17 protein-coding genes are annotated in these 16,275 nt (G+C 56.6%); 15 read left to right on the top strand and 2 right to left on the bottom strand.

Translation table 11 applies throughout. The annotated features are described in order from the left end of the window. Window positions 1-278 precede the first annotated feature (278 nt). The 7 genes from rsxA to K6123_RS09935 are packed head-to-tail and all read left to right on the top strand — an operon-like array spanning window position 279 to window position 5,615. Window positions 279-851 carry an electron transport complex subunit RsxA gene (gene rsxA / locus K6123_RS09965; protein ID WP_221797240.1) on the top strand — a complete coding sequence of 191 codons (573 nt, stop codon included), beginning with the start codon at window positions 279-281 and terminating at the stop codon, window positions 849-851. A gap of 13 nt (window positions 852-864) precedes the next feature. After that, on the top strand, window positions 865-1,392 hold the full coding sequence (locus tag K6123_RS09960; protein WP_221797238.1) for an RnfABCDGE type electron transport complex subunit B: 528 nt from the start codon (window positions 865-867) through the stop codon (window positions 1,390-1,392). A gap of 1 nt (window position 1,393) precedes the next feature. Next, window positions 1,394-2,914 carry an electron transport complex subunit RsxC gene (gene rsxC / locus K6123_RS09955; protein ID WP_221797236.1) on the top strand — a complete coding sequence of 507 codons (1,521 nt, stop codon included), beginning with the start codon at window positions 1,394-1,396 and terminating at the stop codon, window positions 2,912-2,914. Further along, window positions 2,911-3,999, top strand: coding sequence for an RnfABCDGE type electron transport complex subunit D (locus tag K6123_RS09950; protein ID WP_221797234.1), 1,089 nt, complete (start codon window positions 2,911-2,913; stop codon window positions 3,997-3,999). Before rsxC ends, K6123_RS09950 begins: the two co-directional genes overlap by 4 nt. Before the next feature lie 21 nt (window positions 4,000-4,020). After that, window positions 4,021-4,650, top strand: a complete 630-nt coding sequence (locus K6123_RS09945; RefSeq protein ID WP_221797232.1) for an RnfABCDGE type electron transport complex subunit G — start codon at window positions 4,021-4,023, stop codon at window positions 4,648-4,650. A gap of 17 nt (window positions 4,651-4,667) precedes the next feature. Continuing rightward, window positions 4,668-5,336 (top strand): electron transport complex subunit E, encoded by a 669-nt coding sequence (locus K6123_RS09940; RefSeq protein ID WP_221797230.1) that lies wholly within the window; start codon window positions 4,668-4,670, stop codon window positions 5,334-5,336. 18 nt (window positions 5,337-5,354) lie between these two features. After that, entirely contained in the window at window positions 5,355-5,615 is a 261-nt protein-coding gene (locus K6123_RS09935; RefSeq protein WP_221797228.1) for an RnfH family protein, read from the top strand. A gap of 467 nt (window positions 5,616-6,082) precedes the next feature. Here the strand turns inward: K6123_RS09935 and K6123_RS09930 are convergent, their stop codons facing one another. Together K6123_RS09930 and K6123_RS09925 are read right to left on the bottom strand one after the other, a co-directional pair. Beyond that, window positions 6,083-6,421 carry a branched-chain amino acid transporter permease gene (locus K6123_RS09930; protein ID WP_221797226.1) on the bottom strand — a complete coding sequence of 113 codons (339 nt, stop codon included), beginning with the start codon at window positions 6,419-6,421 and terminating at the stop codon, window positions 6,083-6,085. Continuing rightward, window positions 6,421-7,131, bottom strand: a complete 711-nt coding sequence (locus tag K6123_RS09925; RefSeq protein ID WP_221797224.1) for an AzlC family ABC transporter permease — start codon at window positions 7,129-7,131, stop codon at window positions 6,421-6,423. The genes K6123_RS09930 and K6123_RS09925 overlap by 1 nt, the downstream gene beginning before the upstream one ends. 299 nt (window positions 7,132-7,430) lie before the next feature. Between K6123_RS09925 and K6123_RS09920 the strand changes: the two genes are divergently transcribed. The 8 genes from K6123_RS09920 to K6123_RS09885 all read left to right on the top strand — a co-directional run bounded on the left by K6123_RS09920 (window position 7,431) and on the right by K6123_RS09885 (window position 16,273). Further along, window positions 7,431-8,639: an NPP1 family protein gene (locus K6123_RS09920; protein WP_246624725.1), complete on the top strand. Its 1,209-nt coding sequence runs from the start codon at window positions 7,431-7,433 to the stop codon at window positions 8,637-8,639. A 367-nt stretch (window positions 8,640-9,006) separates the two neighbouring features. Beyond that, window positions 9,007-10,062 carry a TRAP transporter substrate-binding protein gene (locus tag K6123_RS09915; protein ID WP_221797219.1) on the top strand — a complete coding sequence of 352 codons (1,056 nt, stop codon included), beginning with the start codon at window positions 9,007-9,009 and terminating at the stop codon, window positions 10,060-10,062. Window positions 10,063-10,182: 120 nt separating this feature from the next. After that, on the top strand, window positions 10,183-10,701 hold the full coding sequence (locus K6123_RS09910; protein WP_343223980.1) for a TRAP transporter small permease: 519 nt from the start codon (window positions 10,183-10,185) through the stop codon (window positions 10,699-10,701). Beyond that, entirely contained in the window at window positions 10,698-11,990 is a 1,293-nt protein-coding gene (locus K6123_RS09905) for a TRAP transporter large permease (RefSeq protein WP_221797214.1), read from the top strand. The genes K6123_RS09910 and K6123_RS09905 overlap by 4 nt, the downstream gene beginning before the upstream one ends. A gap of 146 nt (window positions 11,991-12,136) precedes the next feature. Continuing rightward, the gene (locus K6123_RS09900; RefSeq protein WP_221797212.1) at window positions 12,137-12,952 is read left to right on the top strand and encodes an SDR family NAD(P)-dependent oxidoreductase; all 816 of its coding nucleotides are present in this window, start codon (window positions 12,137-12,139) and stop codon (window positions 12,950-12,952) included. Window positions 12,953-12,963: 11 nt separating this feature from the next. Continuing rightward, window positions 12,964-14,766: an FAD-dependent oxidoreductase gene (locus K6123_RS09895; protein ID WP_221797210.1), complete on the top strand. Its 1,803-nt coding sequence runs from the start codon at window positions 12,964-12,966 to the stop codon at window positions 14,764-14,766. After that, window positions 14,747-15,112, top strand: a complete 366-nt coding sequence (locus K6123_RS09890; protein WP_221797208.1) for an NIPSNAP family protein — start codon at window positions 14,747-14,749, stop codon at window positions 15,110-15,112. The genes K6123_RS09895 and K6123_RS09890 overlap by 20 nt, the downstream gene beginning before the upstream one ends. Before the next feature lie 192 nt (window positions 15,113-15,304). After that, a complete protein-coding gene (locus K6123_RS09885) occupies window positions 15,305-16,273 on the top strand; it encodes a hypothetical protein (protein WP_221797206.1) in 969 nt (322 codons plus the stop codon). Window positions 16,274-16,275: the final 2 nt, after the last annotated feature.

Below are 16,275 nucleotides of genomic sequence, written 5' to 3'. Positions count from 1 at the left end.
CTGCCATCGTGACCTCTTTTGCCCTTTGTAAGGAAAGCAACAGCGAAAAGCTCCATTCCGAATTGGACAATGACCTCCTGTCAGACAATTAATTGATCTGGCTCATTATCCTTTGGCGCAAAGCCGACATTCCGCCCCGTGGCACAGGAAATGCAATTTTGCCCATGACCGACACGCCCGGTGTTGTGAGCCCCACTCACACAATTTGCTGACCAACAGTGCAACAAAACCGGCGTGAGCAATTCATCCCGGATTCTGAGCGACGTGAGGCAAATGCGATGGAATACCTGTTGTTATTGATCAGTACCTCACTGGTAAACAATATTGTGCTGGTGAAATTTCTCGGGCTCTGCCCTCTCATGGGGGTGTCAGGCAAACTGTCATCTGCCTGGGGGATGAGTCTGGCGACCGCGTTTGTACTGACCCTTTCTGCCTTCCTCAGCTGGCTCATTGAGCACTGGTTGCTGGAGCCTCTGGGCATCGAATTCCTGCGTATTCTGTCCTTCATCCTGATCATTGCGGCGGTGGTGCAATTTACCGAAATCACCATGCGCAAGCTGAGCCCGCTGTTGCACCAGTCGCTCGGTATCTTCCTGCCGCTGATCACCACCAACTGCGCCGTACTGGGCGTCGCCCTGCTGAATATCAACGAAGGCCACGACCTGCCGCAGAGCCTGATGTTCGGCCTCGGTTCAGCGCTCGGCTTCATGATCGTAATGGTGCTGTTCGCCGGTATGCGCGAGCGGCTGGCCCAAGCCAGTGTTCCGACACTGTTTGAAGGTACCCCAATCAGCCTGATCAGTGCCGGTTCGCTGTCACTGGTATTCATGGGCTTCAGTGGCATGTTCTGACGGGAGAATAACGATGCTGACCGCAACTCTGGTATTGACTCTGCTCGGCCTTGCGCTGGGAACCCTGCTGGCACTTGCTGCCCGTTATATGGCTGTTGAAGACAACAACCCGATGGCCAAGGAAATCGAACAACTGCTGCCTGGCAGCCAGTGTGGCCAGTGTGGCTTCCCTGGCTGTGGCCCGGCTGCTGATGCCATCGCCACCGGTGAAGCCTCAGTGACCTGCTGCCCTCCAGGCGGCCGGGCGCTGGCGGAAACCCTCGCAAAAATGCTCGACATCGACCTGTCGACCCTGGGCGAATCGCCAGAACCTTTGCTGGCGACCATCGACGAAAGCCTCTGTACCGGTTGTACCCGTTGCTACAAGGCCTGCCCGACCGATGCCATCGTCGGTGCCAGCAAACAGATTCACGTGGTGGTTTCCGAAGCCTGTACCGGCTGCAAACAATGTGTCGATACCTGTCCGGAAGACTGCATCAGTCTGCACACTCCAGAGGTCGATCTGACCCGCTGGCATTGGCACAAGCCGGAGGCTGCATAACATGATGTTGTTAGGAATGGGTCGCTTTCGCGGCGGTGTTCACCCCAAGACCCACAAACTCGACAGCCGCGAGCTGGCCATCAACACCGATGTACCGCTGCCACCCATGCTGTATCTGCCACTGGGTCAAAGTACCGGTGACGATGCACTGCCACTGGTAGAAGTCGGCGACCGGGTGCTGAAAGGCCAGAAGATTGCCCGTGCCGGGAGCCGCATGTCGGCCAACCTGCACGCGCCGACGTCCGGCATCATCAAGGACATCAAACCGGTCACCATGCCGCACCCCAGCGGCCTGCCTGCCAATGCCATCTGGCTGGAGCCGGACGGTCAGGAGGAATGGTGTGAACTGACCCCGCCAGCCGACCCGTACCAGCTGCCGCACGACGAACTGGCCGGGCTGGTTGAGGAAGCCGGTATCGTTGGGATGGGCGGAGCGATTTTCCCGGCAGCGATCAAGCTGCGTCAGGGTCGCCGCTTTGAGATCAAGACCTTTATCGTCAACGGTGCCGAGTGTGAGCCTTACCTCACTACCGACGACCGGCTGATGTGCGAACGCGCCAAAGAGATTGTTGAAGGTACCAAGCTGGTCCGTCACATCATTGAAGCCTACCGCGCTGTGATTGCCATCGAAGACAACAAGCCGGATGCCATCAAGGCCATCAAGGAAGCAGCGGCTGGTGTTGGTTCGATTGAAGTGGTGATTGTTCCGGCCCGCTACCCGATGGGTTCGGCCAAACAGCTGATCCAGGCGGTCACCGGGCTGGAAGTACCGGCCGGTAAACGCAGTAACGACATCGGCGTGCTGGTGCACAACGTCGCCACTGTTTATGCCATCCAGCAAGCCTTGACGCTGGGCAAACCGCTGATTTCCCGGGTATCGACCATTGCCGGTAATTGCACCGGCCAGCCACAGAACCTGGAAGCCTTGCTCGGCACCCCCATCAGCCATCTGTTCGACGTGTGTGGTGGCCTGGAAAGCAAGCCAGCCCGGCTGTTAATGGGTGGCCCGATGATGGGCCAGGTACTGACCACCACGGACGTGCCGCTGATCAAGGGCAGCTCCGGCTTGCTGGCGCTGACCCAGAAAGAAGTCAATGAACACGTGCCGTCGCCCTGTATCCGTTGTGGCAAATGCGTCAACGCCTGCCCGATGGGGCTGTTGCCGCTGGAAATGGCCCGCAGCTCGCGTCAGGACGATTTCGACAACGCCCAGGAATTTGGCCTGCGCGACTGCATTCTGTGTGGTTCCTGTGCCTACGTTTGCCCGTCGCACATTCCGCTGGTGCAGTACTTCGAATACGCCAAGGGTGAATTACGCGACCGTCGTTCCGAAGCCGACAAGCTGACCCTCACGAAACAACTGATGGAAGCCCGCAACGAACGGATGGAAGCGGAAAAAGCCGCCAAACTCGCAGCCAAGCAGGCGAAAAAGAAAAAGGACAAACCCAAGCGAGCCGCCGCCGAAGAAACATCTGACAGTGAAGCAACCGCCGCAGTAGCCGAAGGGGAAACCGAGTCATGAGCAGTAACACTTCACTGGGCGGCGCGTCTCCGCACGCCCACGACCGTTCCGGCGTGAACAATATTATGTTCAACGTCTGCCTGGCGCTGGCACCTGTCACGGCCTGGGGTATTTTCCTCTGGGGCCTGCCCGCCCTGATGATGTGGGTGTTGTGTCTGGTTTCTGCCATGGCGGCTGAAGCTTTCTGTCTGTACCTGCGCCAGCAACCACTTTCACGGTTGACCGATGGTTCCGCCATGCTGACCGGCTGGATGCTGGCGATGACATTGCCACCCTGGTGTCCCTGGTGGGTCGCCGTTGGCGGCTCAGCCTTCGCCATTATCATCGGCAAACAGATTTATGGTGGTATTGGCCAGAACCTGTTTAACCCAGCCTTGCTGGCGCGTATCGCCCTGCTGATTTCCTTCCCGGTACCACTGACCACCTGGATTGATCCGGGTGTCAGCCCGAGCTTTGCCGATGCCATCAGCATTGTGTTTGGCCAGGGTCCTCTGTCACTGGCTAACGCCGATGCCTTCACCGGTGCGACCTGGCTGGGCGACAGCAAGGCGGCAGTAAAAGGCGGTGCCGATATGCTCGAATGGCTCGGTGCCAACTACAGCCTGCACAACGGTTTTGTTGGCCAGATGCGTGGTTCGATGGGTGAAACCTCGGCCCTGCTGGTGCTCCTTGGTGCCGCCTGGCTGATGTTCCGCCGGATTATCAGTTGGCACATTCCGGTTGCCCTGCTGGGTACGCTGGCGTTGCTGGCGCTGGTCAGCAGCCACACCCAGCCAGAGCGTTTTGCTGGCCCAATGTTCCACCTGCTGAGCGGCGGCGCCATGATCGGAGCTTTCTTCTACGCCACCGATTACGTCACCAGCCCAACCACCAAACAGGGCCAGATCCTGTTTGGTATTGGTGCCGGTGCGATGATCTTTGCCATCCGCAGCTGGGGCGGTTTCCCCGAAGCTGTGGCCTTCGGCATCCTCTTTATGAACGCCCTCACACCACTGATCGATCGCGTCACCAAACCCCGGGTTTATGGTCGCAACCGTCGTGGTGAAGCCGTCGCTCACGTATCCGCCCAACGGCGGGTGAACTAAGCAGCAGAAGAGGAAAATCCGATGAATTTTGCATCACTCGTACGCCACGATAATCCGGTTTATCAGGCACTGCTGCTGGGGGGAGCCTGTGCCATCGTCAGCCTGGCGCTGATCGCCGGTTACAGCATGACCTGGGAAACCATTCAACAGGAAGAAATGCTCGATCAGCTCAACAGCCTCAATCAGGTAATGGACGCCGAGCTGTACGACAACAACCCGCTCGACAAGGTCGAATACCTGCCAGACGACCGTCTGCTGGCTCCTGCAGAACTGCTGATCGCCCGCAAGGCAGACGTGGTAACAGCCACTGCCATGCAGGTTGAAATTGCAGGCTGGGGTGGCCCGCTGGATATGCTGGTGGCGACCAATCCGGCCGGGGAAATCCTCGGTGTGCGGGTAATCCGTCACAAGGAAACCCCGGGGCTGGCCGACAAGATCGAAATCGCCAAGAGCCAGTGGATTACCGGTTTTAATGGCCATTCACTGGCCAACACCACTGACCAGCAATGGGCAGTGAAAAAAGACAACGGCATCTTCGACCAGTTTACCGGTGCCACCATCACCCCACGGGCGGTGGTGAAAGGCGTTAAAACCGCACTGGATGTGCAGGCCCGCTGGCAAGCCAGCCAGCAGCCTGCGGCGCAGAACTAATCACAGGAGCAACCACCATGGATTACAAACAACTGTTTCGCGATGGCCTGTGGGATAACAACGTCGCCATGGGCCAGATGCTGGCCCTCTGTCCACTGCTGGCAGTTACCACCAGCGCCACCAACGGCCTGGGTATGGGACTGGCATCACTGGCGGTACTGATTCTGACCAATACCATGATTTCTGCCGTGCGTGGCGTGATCAGCCCGCAGGTGCGGATTCCGGTACTGATTGTGATGATCGCTACCGCGGTAACCCTCACCGACATGATCATCAACGCCTGGATGCACGAGCTGTACAAGATCCTTGGTCTGTTTATCGCCCTGATCGTGACCAACTGCGCCATCTTCGGCCGCGCTGAAAGCTTCGCCAGCAAGCAGCCTGTGATTCCGGCTTTTGCTGATGCGATTTCGATGGGCCTGGGCTTCACCTGGGTACTGGTCGCGATTGGTGCCATGCGCGAAATTCTTGGCAGCGGCACCCTGTTCGCCAATGCCTCACTGTTGTTGGGGCCACACTTCGCCTGGCTGGAAATGAAGATTTTCGAAACCAGCCCGGACATCCTGATCGCCATCCTGCCACCGGGTGCCTTTATGGCACTGGGTTTCCTGATTGTGATCAAACGCCTGATCGATAACCGTATCAGCCAGAAAAATCCGACTGAGCTGGTACAGCTCCAACACTAAACAGAGGAACTCCGGACGATGGAAGTCAGCGTAGTGTATGCGGCCGCCGGTAATCCGCCCTGGATCCGGCTGAATGTGCCCGAAGAATGCACCCTTGGAGATGCGATTGCGGCCAGTGGTCTGTGTGACCGCTTCCCGGATCTCAACCTGAAAGCGGCCCGGGTGGGTATTTTTGGCAAACTGGCAAAACTCGACACCGCCCTCAAGCCCGGTGACCGGGTTGAAATTTACCGTCCTATCACCCGCAGTCTGGATGATGATGACGACGATGACGATTGAGATCTGACACGACCATGCGTTTCAGGCTGCTCCCCGGCAGCACGAGAACCGGCCCTATTTCCCTGAGCCAGAGCCGGGGTCGGTTCTCACCTTTTTGCTTTTGATTCATGCCTTCCTTGTCACTTGAATTCCAACCCATGAAGTGTAGGGGCAAGGCATGCCTTGCCAAAGGTCCGGAAGAAACCTCAGGGGGCATCTATTTAATCCTGCACGACTCTGCGCGAGTGTTGCCAGTGTTCAGAGCAAGGCGGCGAATGCAGCGAAATGACTGGTCCTTTTCAAATTCGCCAACACCGCTCTGGGCAGTGGCAACCCGCGCCCTGCGGGGGCTGCCGGATGATTCCGACTCGGTGTCGCCGGTTTTTGACTTGACCCCTGTCTTTTTCGGAGAGAGGGCCTGCAAACCGGCTTCGGGATTCGAAACCATCCGGAAGCCCAGAGCGAGCACCGGATTAAATAGATGCCCCCTACACCCAGCCCAGCTGCACCAGCGCCATATAGGCTGCAGTCCCCGCAATAATGCTCACCAGCGCCTGTTTCAGCCACCACTGCAACAACCCCACCAGCACCAGACAGCCCAACTGTGGCAGAAAATCCACCGACAGCTGTACCTCCTGACGGAAGGAATACAACACCAGCAACATCAGGATCATGGCTGGCAGATAACGGCCCAGATACACCAGCAAGGGGTGGTCAGCGACCCGATACAGGATCACAAACGGCAGTACCCGGGTGGCGAAGGTCGCCAACCCCATCACCACCATCACCGCCAGCAGATAAGGAACACCATCCATAACATCGTTCATCACGAGGCTCCTGTCTGACGGGCTTTGGCTGACGATGGCCAACCGGTTCGCCACTGCAACAGCAACACACACAGCGCCAGCATCACCGAGATCAGCAGCATCTGGTCACGGCTGATGACAAACAGGGTAAACAGCCCGACCAGCAAGGCTGTCACAAACGGCCATAACGCACGCAGATAACGATATTGCTCCACCAGCAGCACCACAAACAGCGCCGGCAAGGCGAATTCAATACCGGCAGTGGAAAACTCGATGCGCGAACCCAGCCAGCCGCCAATACTGCAGCCAATTACCCACCAGGTCTGGTTAAAGGCGGTAATCCGCAAGCGCCAGGCAGCGGCATCGACGCCAGCGGGAATTTTGGCAGCCGACACCAGCGAATAGGTTTCGTCGGTCAAACCAAAGATCTGATAAAAGCGCGCCAGCCGGGATTGCCCCAGTTTGCCGATCAACGACAGTCCATAAAACATATGGCGGGCATTCAGCAGCAAGGTCGCGACGGCCACTTCCAGCAACCCCGCCTGTGCCGACAACAGCCCAACGGCCAGAAACTGCGCCGCACCGGCGTACACCACCAGGCCATAAAGGCTGGCAAACAGCCAGTGATAGCCAAGTCCGGCAAACAAAATACCGAAAGCAATGCCCAGCGGCACATAGCCAAACATTACCGGTAAGGAGGCCTTGAAGGCCTGGGAATTCAGGGTCGTCATAACGACTCGCAGTAAACCAAAAACAGCGCCGCAGCATAGGAATTGGCGGCGCGAATGTCGAGTAACCAGGCTCCAATACGTTTGAATAAAAAGCCTTTGAAATTCCGGCCTTCATCAAAAATTCATAAAAAAAGTGGTCCCCGGACCAGCGTAAAAGACGTCTTCCCTATACCTCGCCTATATCTGGCAGGCCTTCCGATCACAACGCCAACCCATAACCACAATCAGGGAATATCCAGGGAATCCACATGACGCTTTCAACAAGGCTCTCAACAACAATTACTACAACGATTTCAATCATGCGATCGACAACGCTTAAACCGCTACTGCCTGCAGCCAGCCTGGCAGCAGCTTTAATGCTTGCGGTTAACGCCCAGGCTGACGACTTTGCTGCGCTGGATCAGGCAATGCCAACCGCCGTAGACGCCGCCAGCATCGCGCCGGTATTCGATTTCGACAGCGACAGCTGTTTGCCCGCTGCAGGTATCAGCCGCCGTGGCGACCAGAATGGTGGCCAGAAGCCCAGTGGTAGCCTCACGGGTGCCTGTCGTTCATCCAACTTTATGGAGCTGTCCAACACCGTCCATCGTTACGCCTGTCAGACGTCTGGCAGCACAACCTATTGCGGCCACTTCTACGCCCTCTACTTCGAGAAAGACCAGATCTTTGATGGTATCGAAAGCGGCCATCGGCACGACTGGGAATACGCCGCCGTGTGGACCACCAACGGTGTTGTCACCCACGGCAGCTACAGCGCCCATGGCGATCTGACCACCAGTGCAGCTTCCGAACTGGAATTTGAAAACGGCCACCTGAAAATTGTTTATCACAAGGATGGCGTCGCCACCCACGCACTGCGATTCGCCAAAACTGCTGAAACTGCCGAAAATCCGTACGGTGCCTTCGTCACTCCGCCGATCATCAGCTGGTATGAATTCGCTGGCGACGGCTGGAGCAATCTGGTGATGCGCAACCTGTTAAACAACTACGACTATGGCTCTGCCAACCTGCCGGTACGGGAATCCAGCTTTCTCAGTGATATGAACGAATTCAAACCATCGAGCTACCCAACCTTTACCCAGGCAGATGTACTGGCGGCTAACGGTGGTTCACAGGAAAGCTGGCAGGCGCTGGTCAACAATGCCTCAGGCCTGTGTCTCGATATCAACAATGCCGACATGACCAACGGCACCAATGTCATGCAGTGGACCTGCTCAGGAGCCAACTGGCAGCAACGGACGCTCGACACCAGCACCGGCATGATTCACAGCCTGCAGGACCCGCGCTTCTGTCTGGATAATTCCAGCGTGTTTGAAAACGGTGCCAACATCATTATCTGGAATTGTTGGGCCGGTGACTCCCAGCGTTTTGTCGAAAACAGCGATGGCTCCATCGGTCTTGAAGTTGACAACAATCAGGTGCTGGATGGCGTCGGCAGTGCCGCTGGCGACAACGTCGATACCTGGTGGAACTGGGGCGGCGATAACCAGCGCTGGACCTGGCAGTAAGCATCACTCAGCGCCGGTCAGATCTGAATATCCTCCTGTGCTGGGCACACAATCCGGTTTGCCGCCAACGAGTACCACAGGCCAATGGCGGCAAACCGGCTTCAAAAACGCAATTCAAAACCCGTGTACCAAATTACGCCATGCGCGAAATGTCCAATCGGACGCGTAGATTTTCAATGTTCCGGCACCGCGCTGCGCTCTAGATTATCCGGACTGGCTGAACGGTTGCACAGATTGTCCTGCCACCCCAGTCAAATACATCCTGTGACAGATTTGCCTGGCCTGAGCGGCTGCTTCAAAACTCCCACAGGAAGCCTCAAATAATAATCACAAGCGCCATTCTCCCGGTTTGGCGACAGGGCTCACAATGAAAAGAACAATCACAAAACTTCCGGCAGTGGCTGCGACCCTGCTGACACTCGCCTCCGTTAGCCATATTCCTGCCAGTCAGGCAGCCGAGGTCAATTTGCGTTTTGCGCATTTCTGGCCAGCGACCTCCGGTATCGCCAAAACGCTGGAAAGCTGGGCGAACCAGGTCGAGAAGGATTCCAACGGTCGTATCAACGTCGACATCTACCCGGCCCAGACCTTGTCGAAGGCGGTACAAACCTACGACTCGGTGGTCAAGGGTATCGCCGATGTGGGTGTCTCGATTCAGGGCTACACCGCCAACCGCTTCCCGATTACCCAGATTGTGGAATTACCCGGAATTGTCGAAACCGGCGAACAGGGCTCCTGTGTGGTGCAGAATCTGTATGAGGAAGGCACCTTCAAAGACGAATACAACGATGCCCATGTGTTGTTTCTGTTCACCCATGGCCCGGGCCATATCCACACCAAAGGCAAGCTGGTTGAACAGCCATCCGACATGGCCGGTATGACCATCCGCCGGCCAACCGTGGTTGCCGGTGAACTGCTCAAGGCTGCCGGAGCCGAACCGGTCGGCCTGGCGGCACCAGAAATGTATGGCGCCATGTCACGCGGTGTGATCAATGGCGTGGCGCTGCCATGGGAAGCCCTGACCTCCTTCCGTCTCAACGAGCTGGCCGACAAGCACACCGAAATCGGGCTCTATTCACTGGCCTTTGTTGCCAGCATGAACAAGCGCACCTATCAACGCATGCCGCCAGACCTGAAAGCTGTCATCGACAAGAACTCAGGCGAAGCCTGGGCCCGAAAACTGGGAGCCGCCTACGACATACTGGATGTGAACGGTATCGAACAGGCCCGTGCCGCTGGCGATGAAATCTATACGGTCACTGGCGGTGTAAATAATCCGGCCTGGAAGCCGGTAGTCGACGCGGCGGTGGCCAGCTATTCACAGGAATTATCCAGCCACGGCATTCAGGTCGCAGATATTTACCAGCATGCCCAACAGCTTTCCAAAAGCTGTGAAACCCGGGTTTCCTCCTTGCAGGAATAACCACAACTGCTGTTCCTGATTTAACTACGCGGCCACGGTGGCCGACCTTCCGATATGTCAGCCCCTGGTTGACAGGGTATCGTCACGCCGTTGCCGCCATTAGTGGGAATATATAAAAATATGAAAGTTATAAAAATAATAGACGCAATGACACTGATTATGTACCGGCTGGCTGCCCTGATGCTGGTATTTATTATGCTTACAATATGCGCTGATGTAGTGCTTCGAAGTTTATTCTCAATATCCGATGGTGCGTTTGGATTCACTATTAGCGGAGCGATAGAAATTGTTCGATTCGGACTGATGTTTGCCATGTTGCTGGCATTTCCCTACGCCGTCGACAAGGGCCAGATCATTGTTGATATCTTTACCGGCAATATTCCCGTGCGTTATCGCGACATCATGGATGGTGTGTATCTGATGCTGTTTGGTGGATTTGCCGGGTTGCTGTGCTGGCGTTTCGCCGAAGGTGCTCATGTCGCCCGTATGAATGCAGAAAAAACCCAGGACCTGATGCTGCCGCTGGAATGGCTGTACGGCCCCGCCGCCGTCATTCTGGCACTGGTGGCCTTACAATCAGCGCTCGGTGGTTTGCGGCTCTGGGTACACCGTGAACACCATCAGGAGGTACACGTATGAGTGCGCCGCTGATTGGTTTGCTGGTGATGGCGGCAATGCTGCTGTTTATTGCCTTGCGCTGCCCGATTGCACTGGCAATGGCTGCTGCCGGAGTGATTGGTTTTGGCCTGATCGTCGCTTTTGATCCGGCCTTTGCGATTCTCGAGGCCGGGCCGTTTGAAGTACTGAGCAATTACAGTTTCAGCCCGATTCCGATGTTTATTCTGATGGGTATTCTGGCCTCCAAGGCCAATATGTCGAGCGAACTGTTTAACGCTGCCCGCACTCTTTTTGGCGGCTGGCGTGGCGGTATGGCGCTGGCGGCTGTCTGCTCCTGTGGGGTGTTTTCAGCTATCTCCGGTTCATCGGTTGCGACCGCTGCCAGCATGTCGAAAGTGGCACTGCCAGAGATGCGCAAGCACGGTTATGCCGACTCACTGGCGACTGGCACGCTGGCGGCTGGCGGCACTCTGGGCATCATGATTCCGCCCAGTATTGCGCTGCTGCTATATGCCCTGATCACCGAGCAGTCGGTCGGCGAAATGTTTATGGCGGGGTTGATTCCAGGTGTGATCGGGCTGCTGCTGTACTGCGTCACAATTGCCCTGCTGGTGAAGTTTTTCCCGCATCTGGCGCAACCTGGTACGCCCACCAGCTGGCAACAAAAAATCACCGGCCTGACCGGCGTGCTGCCCTTTATGGGAGTGTTTGCGCTGATCATCGGTGGTATTTACACCGGCCTGTTCACGCCAACCGAAGCCGCTGCCGTGGGTGCTTTTATCACCTTCTGGATTGCGCTGTTCCGTGGCGTGCGTCTGGATGGTTTCCGTGAAGCGCTGGAAGAAACCCTGTCACTCTCGGCAATGATCTTTTTCATGATCATTGGCGCTGAAGTGTTTGGCTATTTTTTGTCGGTATCACGGGTGTCGTTCTTCCTTGCCGAATGGGTTGGCGGAATGGGGCTGCCCCCCTACGCCGTACTGTTTATGGTACTGGCACTGTTTGTCGTGATGGGCTGTGTGATGGATAGCCTGGCCATGTTACTGCTGACCATTCCGGTGGTTTTGCCAGTGATTCTGGATGCCGGATTTGACCCGGTGTGGTTTGGCATCGTTGCCGTGATTACCGTCGAAGTGGGACTGATAACCCCACCGGTGGGTATCAACGTCTTTGTCATTAAATCCATGCTACCCGATGTACCGGTCGTCAGGATATTCAAGGGAGTATTGCCGTTTGTATTATCCGATATTGTAAGACTGATATTACTGGTGATGTTTCCGGTATTGGCAATGGGGATGTTATCCCGATAGTCGGTACAGATATTCCACTATCGGCAACCCGATACATTATTGAATAAATAACCAGCAACACAAATAACCAACAAATCACATCGTGCATTCAATCGGCTGCGACAGCTTGCTGTCGCCCATCGGCACGATATCAGTGAGAGGTAGATATGAATAAAGATAATAATATGCAATGGCTGGCACTGGAGCATACCGTGATCGCGGTGACCGGTGCAGGCAGTGGTATTGGTGCCGCGGTGGCACGTGGCCTGCTGGAAGCCGGGGCTTCCGTGGCCATGCTGGATGTGAATACCGACGGCTGTGATTCACTGCTGGCGACCCTTGGCGAGCTGGCGGCTGAGGCACTGGTCATTCCCTGTGATGTCTCCAGTGAAGCTTCCGTACAACAGGCAGCTGCCCGTATCAACGAACGTTTTGGCCATCTCAATGGTCTCGCCAATTGTGCCGGAATTCTCCGCCCGGGCGCCTTGCTGGATGTGTCACTGGACGACTGGAACCAGGTGCTGCAGGTTAACCTGACCGGCTCCATGCTGTGTGCCCGCGCCTTTGCTCCACTGATGGGCAACGGTGGCTCACTGGTGTTTATCGCCTCAGTCGCGGCGTTGATGCCACAAACCAACAGCGGTGCCTACAGCGCCAGCAAGTCGGCGGTGACCCTGATGTCACGGCAACTGGCGGTCGAGCTGGGTAATCGCCAGATCCGTTCCAATGTGATCTGCCCGGGCATGATTCGCACCGCCTTGTCGGAACCTTTCTACGCCCATCCAGGCATTACCGAAGCCCGTGAGGCGATGACTGCCAGTGGCCGTATCGGCATGCCCAGTGATATCGCCAACGCCACCCTATTCCTGCTCAGCGACAAGTCGTCCTACATCAATGGCACAGAAGTGGTCGTCGATGGTGGCCTCGACAACATGCTGATGCACCTGATTCCCCGTCCTGGCTACAGCGCCAGCAACAACTGAGGAGCCCGCAGATGAACTCAATTCCATCCCAATGTGACTTGCTGGTGATCGGCGCTGGTGCCGGTGGCCTGGCGACCGCCATCAGCGCCCGCAAGCAGGGCCTGAACGTGGTGGTGATCGAAAAAGATCAGGTATTTGGCGGCACCACTGCCTTTTCTGGTGGGGTGCTGTGGATTCCGGGCAACCGTCATGGTCGCAAGCAAGCCCCGGATGACAGCCGCGACAAGGCCCGTGAATACCTGCGCAACGAAACTGCCGACTTCTATGATGCCGAACAGTCCGAGGCTTTCCTGCGCAAGGGCCCGGAAATGGTCGACTTCTTTGAAGACAACACCAGCGTCAGGTTTATACCGACCCTCTATCCCGACTATCACCCGGACGTTGCTGGTGGTGTTGATATTGGCCGTTCCATTCTGGCCGCGCCGTTTGATATCCGCGAGCTGGGCGACGATATGAAACGCATGCGCCCGCCGCTGAAAACCATCACCTTCATCGGCATGATGTTCAATTCGTCCAATGCCGATCTGAAGCACTTTTTTAACGCCACCAAATCGCTGACGTCCTTCATGTACGTCGCCAAACGGCTGGCAATTCATCTGAAGGAACTGCTGCTGTACCGTCGTGGTACCAATGTCACCAGTGGTAATGCGCTGGCGGCCCGACTGGCCAAGTCTGCTCTGGATCTGGGCATTCCGATCATTACCGGCTGTGCCGTCAAGGAACTGCTGCAGCACAACGGCCGTGTCATTGGAGCTGCTGTACAACAGGGCGGCCAGAGCCGCGAGATTCGCGCCGAGCGGGCTGTGGTGCTGGCCTGCGGCGGCTTCTCCCACGATGTGAAACGGCTGGCCGAGACTTATCCGCACCTCAAACGCGGCGGTGAACACTTCTCGCCGGTGCCAGACAGCAATACCGGTGATGGTGCCCGTATGGTTGAGCAACTGGGTATCAAGGTTGACTGTGTTTACAAGGATGCGGCGGCCTGGATGCCAGTGTCACTGATCCCGGACGGCAGTAATAAACCGGCCGTCTTCCCACACCTGCTCGATCGCTACAAACCCGGAGTGATTGGTGTTACCCCCGCTGGCAGCCGTTTCTGTAACGAATCCAATTCCTACCACGACGTTGGCGTCGACATGATTCGCTCCAGTCATCGTGATCGTGATGGCGACAGCAGCAAAGGCAAAGACACCTTTATGTGGCTGATCTGCGACCAGACCACGCTGAAAAAATACGGCCTGGGCTTCGTCAAACCGGCACCCCTGCCAATTGGCAAATTCCTCCGCAATGGCTACCTGAAAACCGGCAAAACCCTCGACGAACTGGCACGCGCGATTGGCGCCAGCAGCGCCACCCTGGTGAACACGGTGGCCGAATACAACGCTGGTGCGGTACAAGGCAAGGATCTGCAATTTGGCCGTGGCACCACCACCTTCAACCGCTATCTGGCCGACCCGGAAAACAAGCCCAACCCCTGCGTCGCACCGGTAGCGAAAGGGCCTTTCTATGCGGTCAAGGTGTACATGGGGGATCTGGGGACGTTTGACGGTATTCGCACCAGCACTTATGGCGAAGTGCTGAGCAACGACAACACCCCGATGCCCGGCCTCTATGCTGTCGGCAACGACCGCCGCAGCGTGATGGGCGGCAACTATCCGGGCGCCGGTATCACCCTCGGCCCGATCATGACCTTTGGCTACATCACTGGTCGCCATGTCGCAGGCATTCGTGATCTGGATGATCTCAAAGGCACCACAGCAACTACCCAGGCAAACACCACAGAGGAGCCACGTCATGGTCATGCCATTGGTTGATGTTCGTATCTACACCATCAAGCCCCGCAAGATGCAGGCGTTTCTCCAGGTGTTTGATGAGCTGGCAATGCCGGTACTGAAGCAAACACTGGGTAACCCACTCGGTTGTTATGTCACCACAGTCGGCGACATCAACCAGTTTGTGCATCTGTGGGGCTATGCATCACTGGCCGACTACGAACAGCGCAGCGCCGCCCGCGACCGGCATCCGGATTTCCCTGCCTATCTGGCGGCTTCCGGCGACTATATCGTCGCCCAGCAGAACTCGCTGGTAAAACCGGCGGGGGATTTGAACCGCTGGGTCGGCGTTACAGCCATGGCGACGGCAAACCCGGACAGCGACTGACCTTCGTCAGGCAACACCCGCAATAACCAAAACCGGCACGACCAACCGGCGCAGCTGACAGCCAGCAGGATATCAACGGGATATCCGGCTGACTGCTGCCCGCCACCGACCTATCGCCAGGCGGCCAACAACCGCTTCGATATGGTTTTTAAAACAATAACCGTCCATAAAAACAATAAAGGAATTATCCGAATGAAACTGGCTAACAACCTTCTGGCAATCACCGCCATATCTGCCTGTTCAGTACCCGTCATGGCCCTGCAACTGGGTACATTCAACGGTGTTGATGTTGCCTTTGGCGGCTACATCAAGGCCGAAGCCGTCTCCACCATGCCGGAACAAGGCAGCTCCAGCTTTGCCGCGACCTCGCGCCAGAGCCGTTTTAACATCAGCCTGAATTCCGAAGTGGAAGGTCATCAGGTAAAAGGCTTTTTTGAAGGCGACTTTTATGGCCCCAGCAGTGCCTGGCGCATGCGTCATGCCTATATGAAAGTCGACAACACACTGGTCGGCCAATACTGGACCGGCCAGTTCCTCGGTGTGATTGGCTCAGACCTGCTCGATTTTTCCGGTGACGTTGGTTCGCTGGCTGCAGCGGGCTTTCGCACCACGCTGGTTCACCAGCAAATTGGTGGCACCCGCATTTCGCTGCAGAATCCCGCCAACACCAATGCCGAATATCCCGATATCGCCGTTGGCCACCGTTTCAGTTTTGATAACGGAAACCAGCTGAATATTCTGGTCAGCTCACGTCAGGTTGAAAATGACGATAACGGCACCGGTATCGGCATCGCCGCCAAAATCATGCTGGGCGAAGACGATATCCGTTTTAACGCCCACGCGGGGGAAGGCCTGGCAGCTTATACCGGCGTTGGTGTCGATGTTGAGAACGGCGACAAGGTCTCCCAGGCTGGCTACAACCTGTCTTACCGTCATGTCTGGGCGGCGGATTGGCGCAGCTCGCTGAAGTGGACCCAGGTCAAGGTTGATGATGACGCCAAGACCCGCTTCCACTCGATCCATGCCAACGTCATTCACACGCTCTTCAAGGGGCTGGAACTGGGTGCTGAATGGCGTCAGCGTGATCTTGATCCAACCAGCACAAGCAGCACCTTCCTCGACCGCCAGCAAGTTGAAATCATGGCCAAGTACAGCTTCTGAGG

Origin of the sequence: Oceanobacter mangrovi, from assembly GCF_019740315.1 — a bacterium.
GTDB classification, from domain to species: domain Bacteria; phylum Pseudomonadota; class Gammaproteobacteria; order Pseudomonadales; family Oceanobacteraceae; genus Oceanobacter; species Oceanobacter mangrovi.
This window is presented reverse-complemented; position numbering and strand designations above follow the sequence as displayed.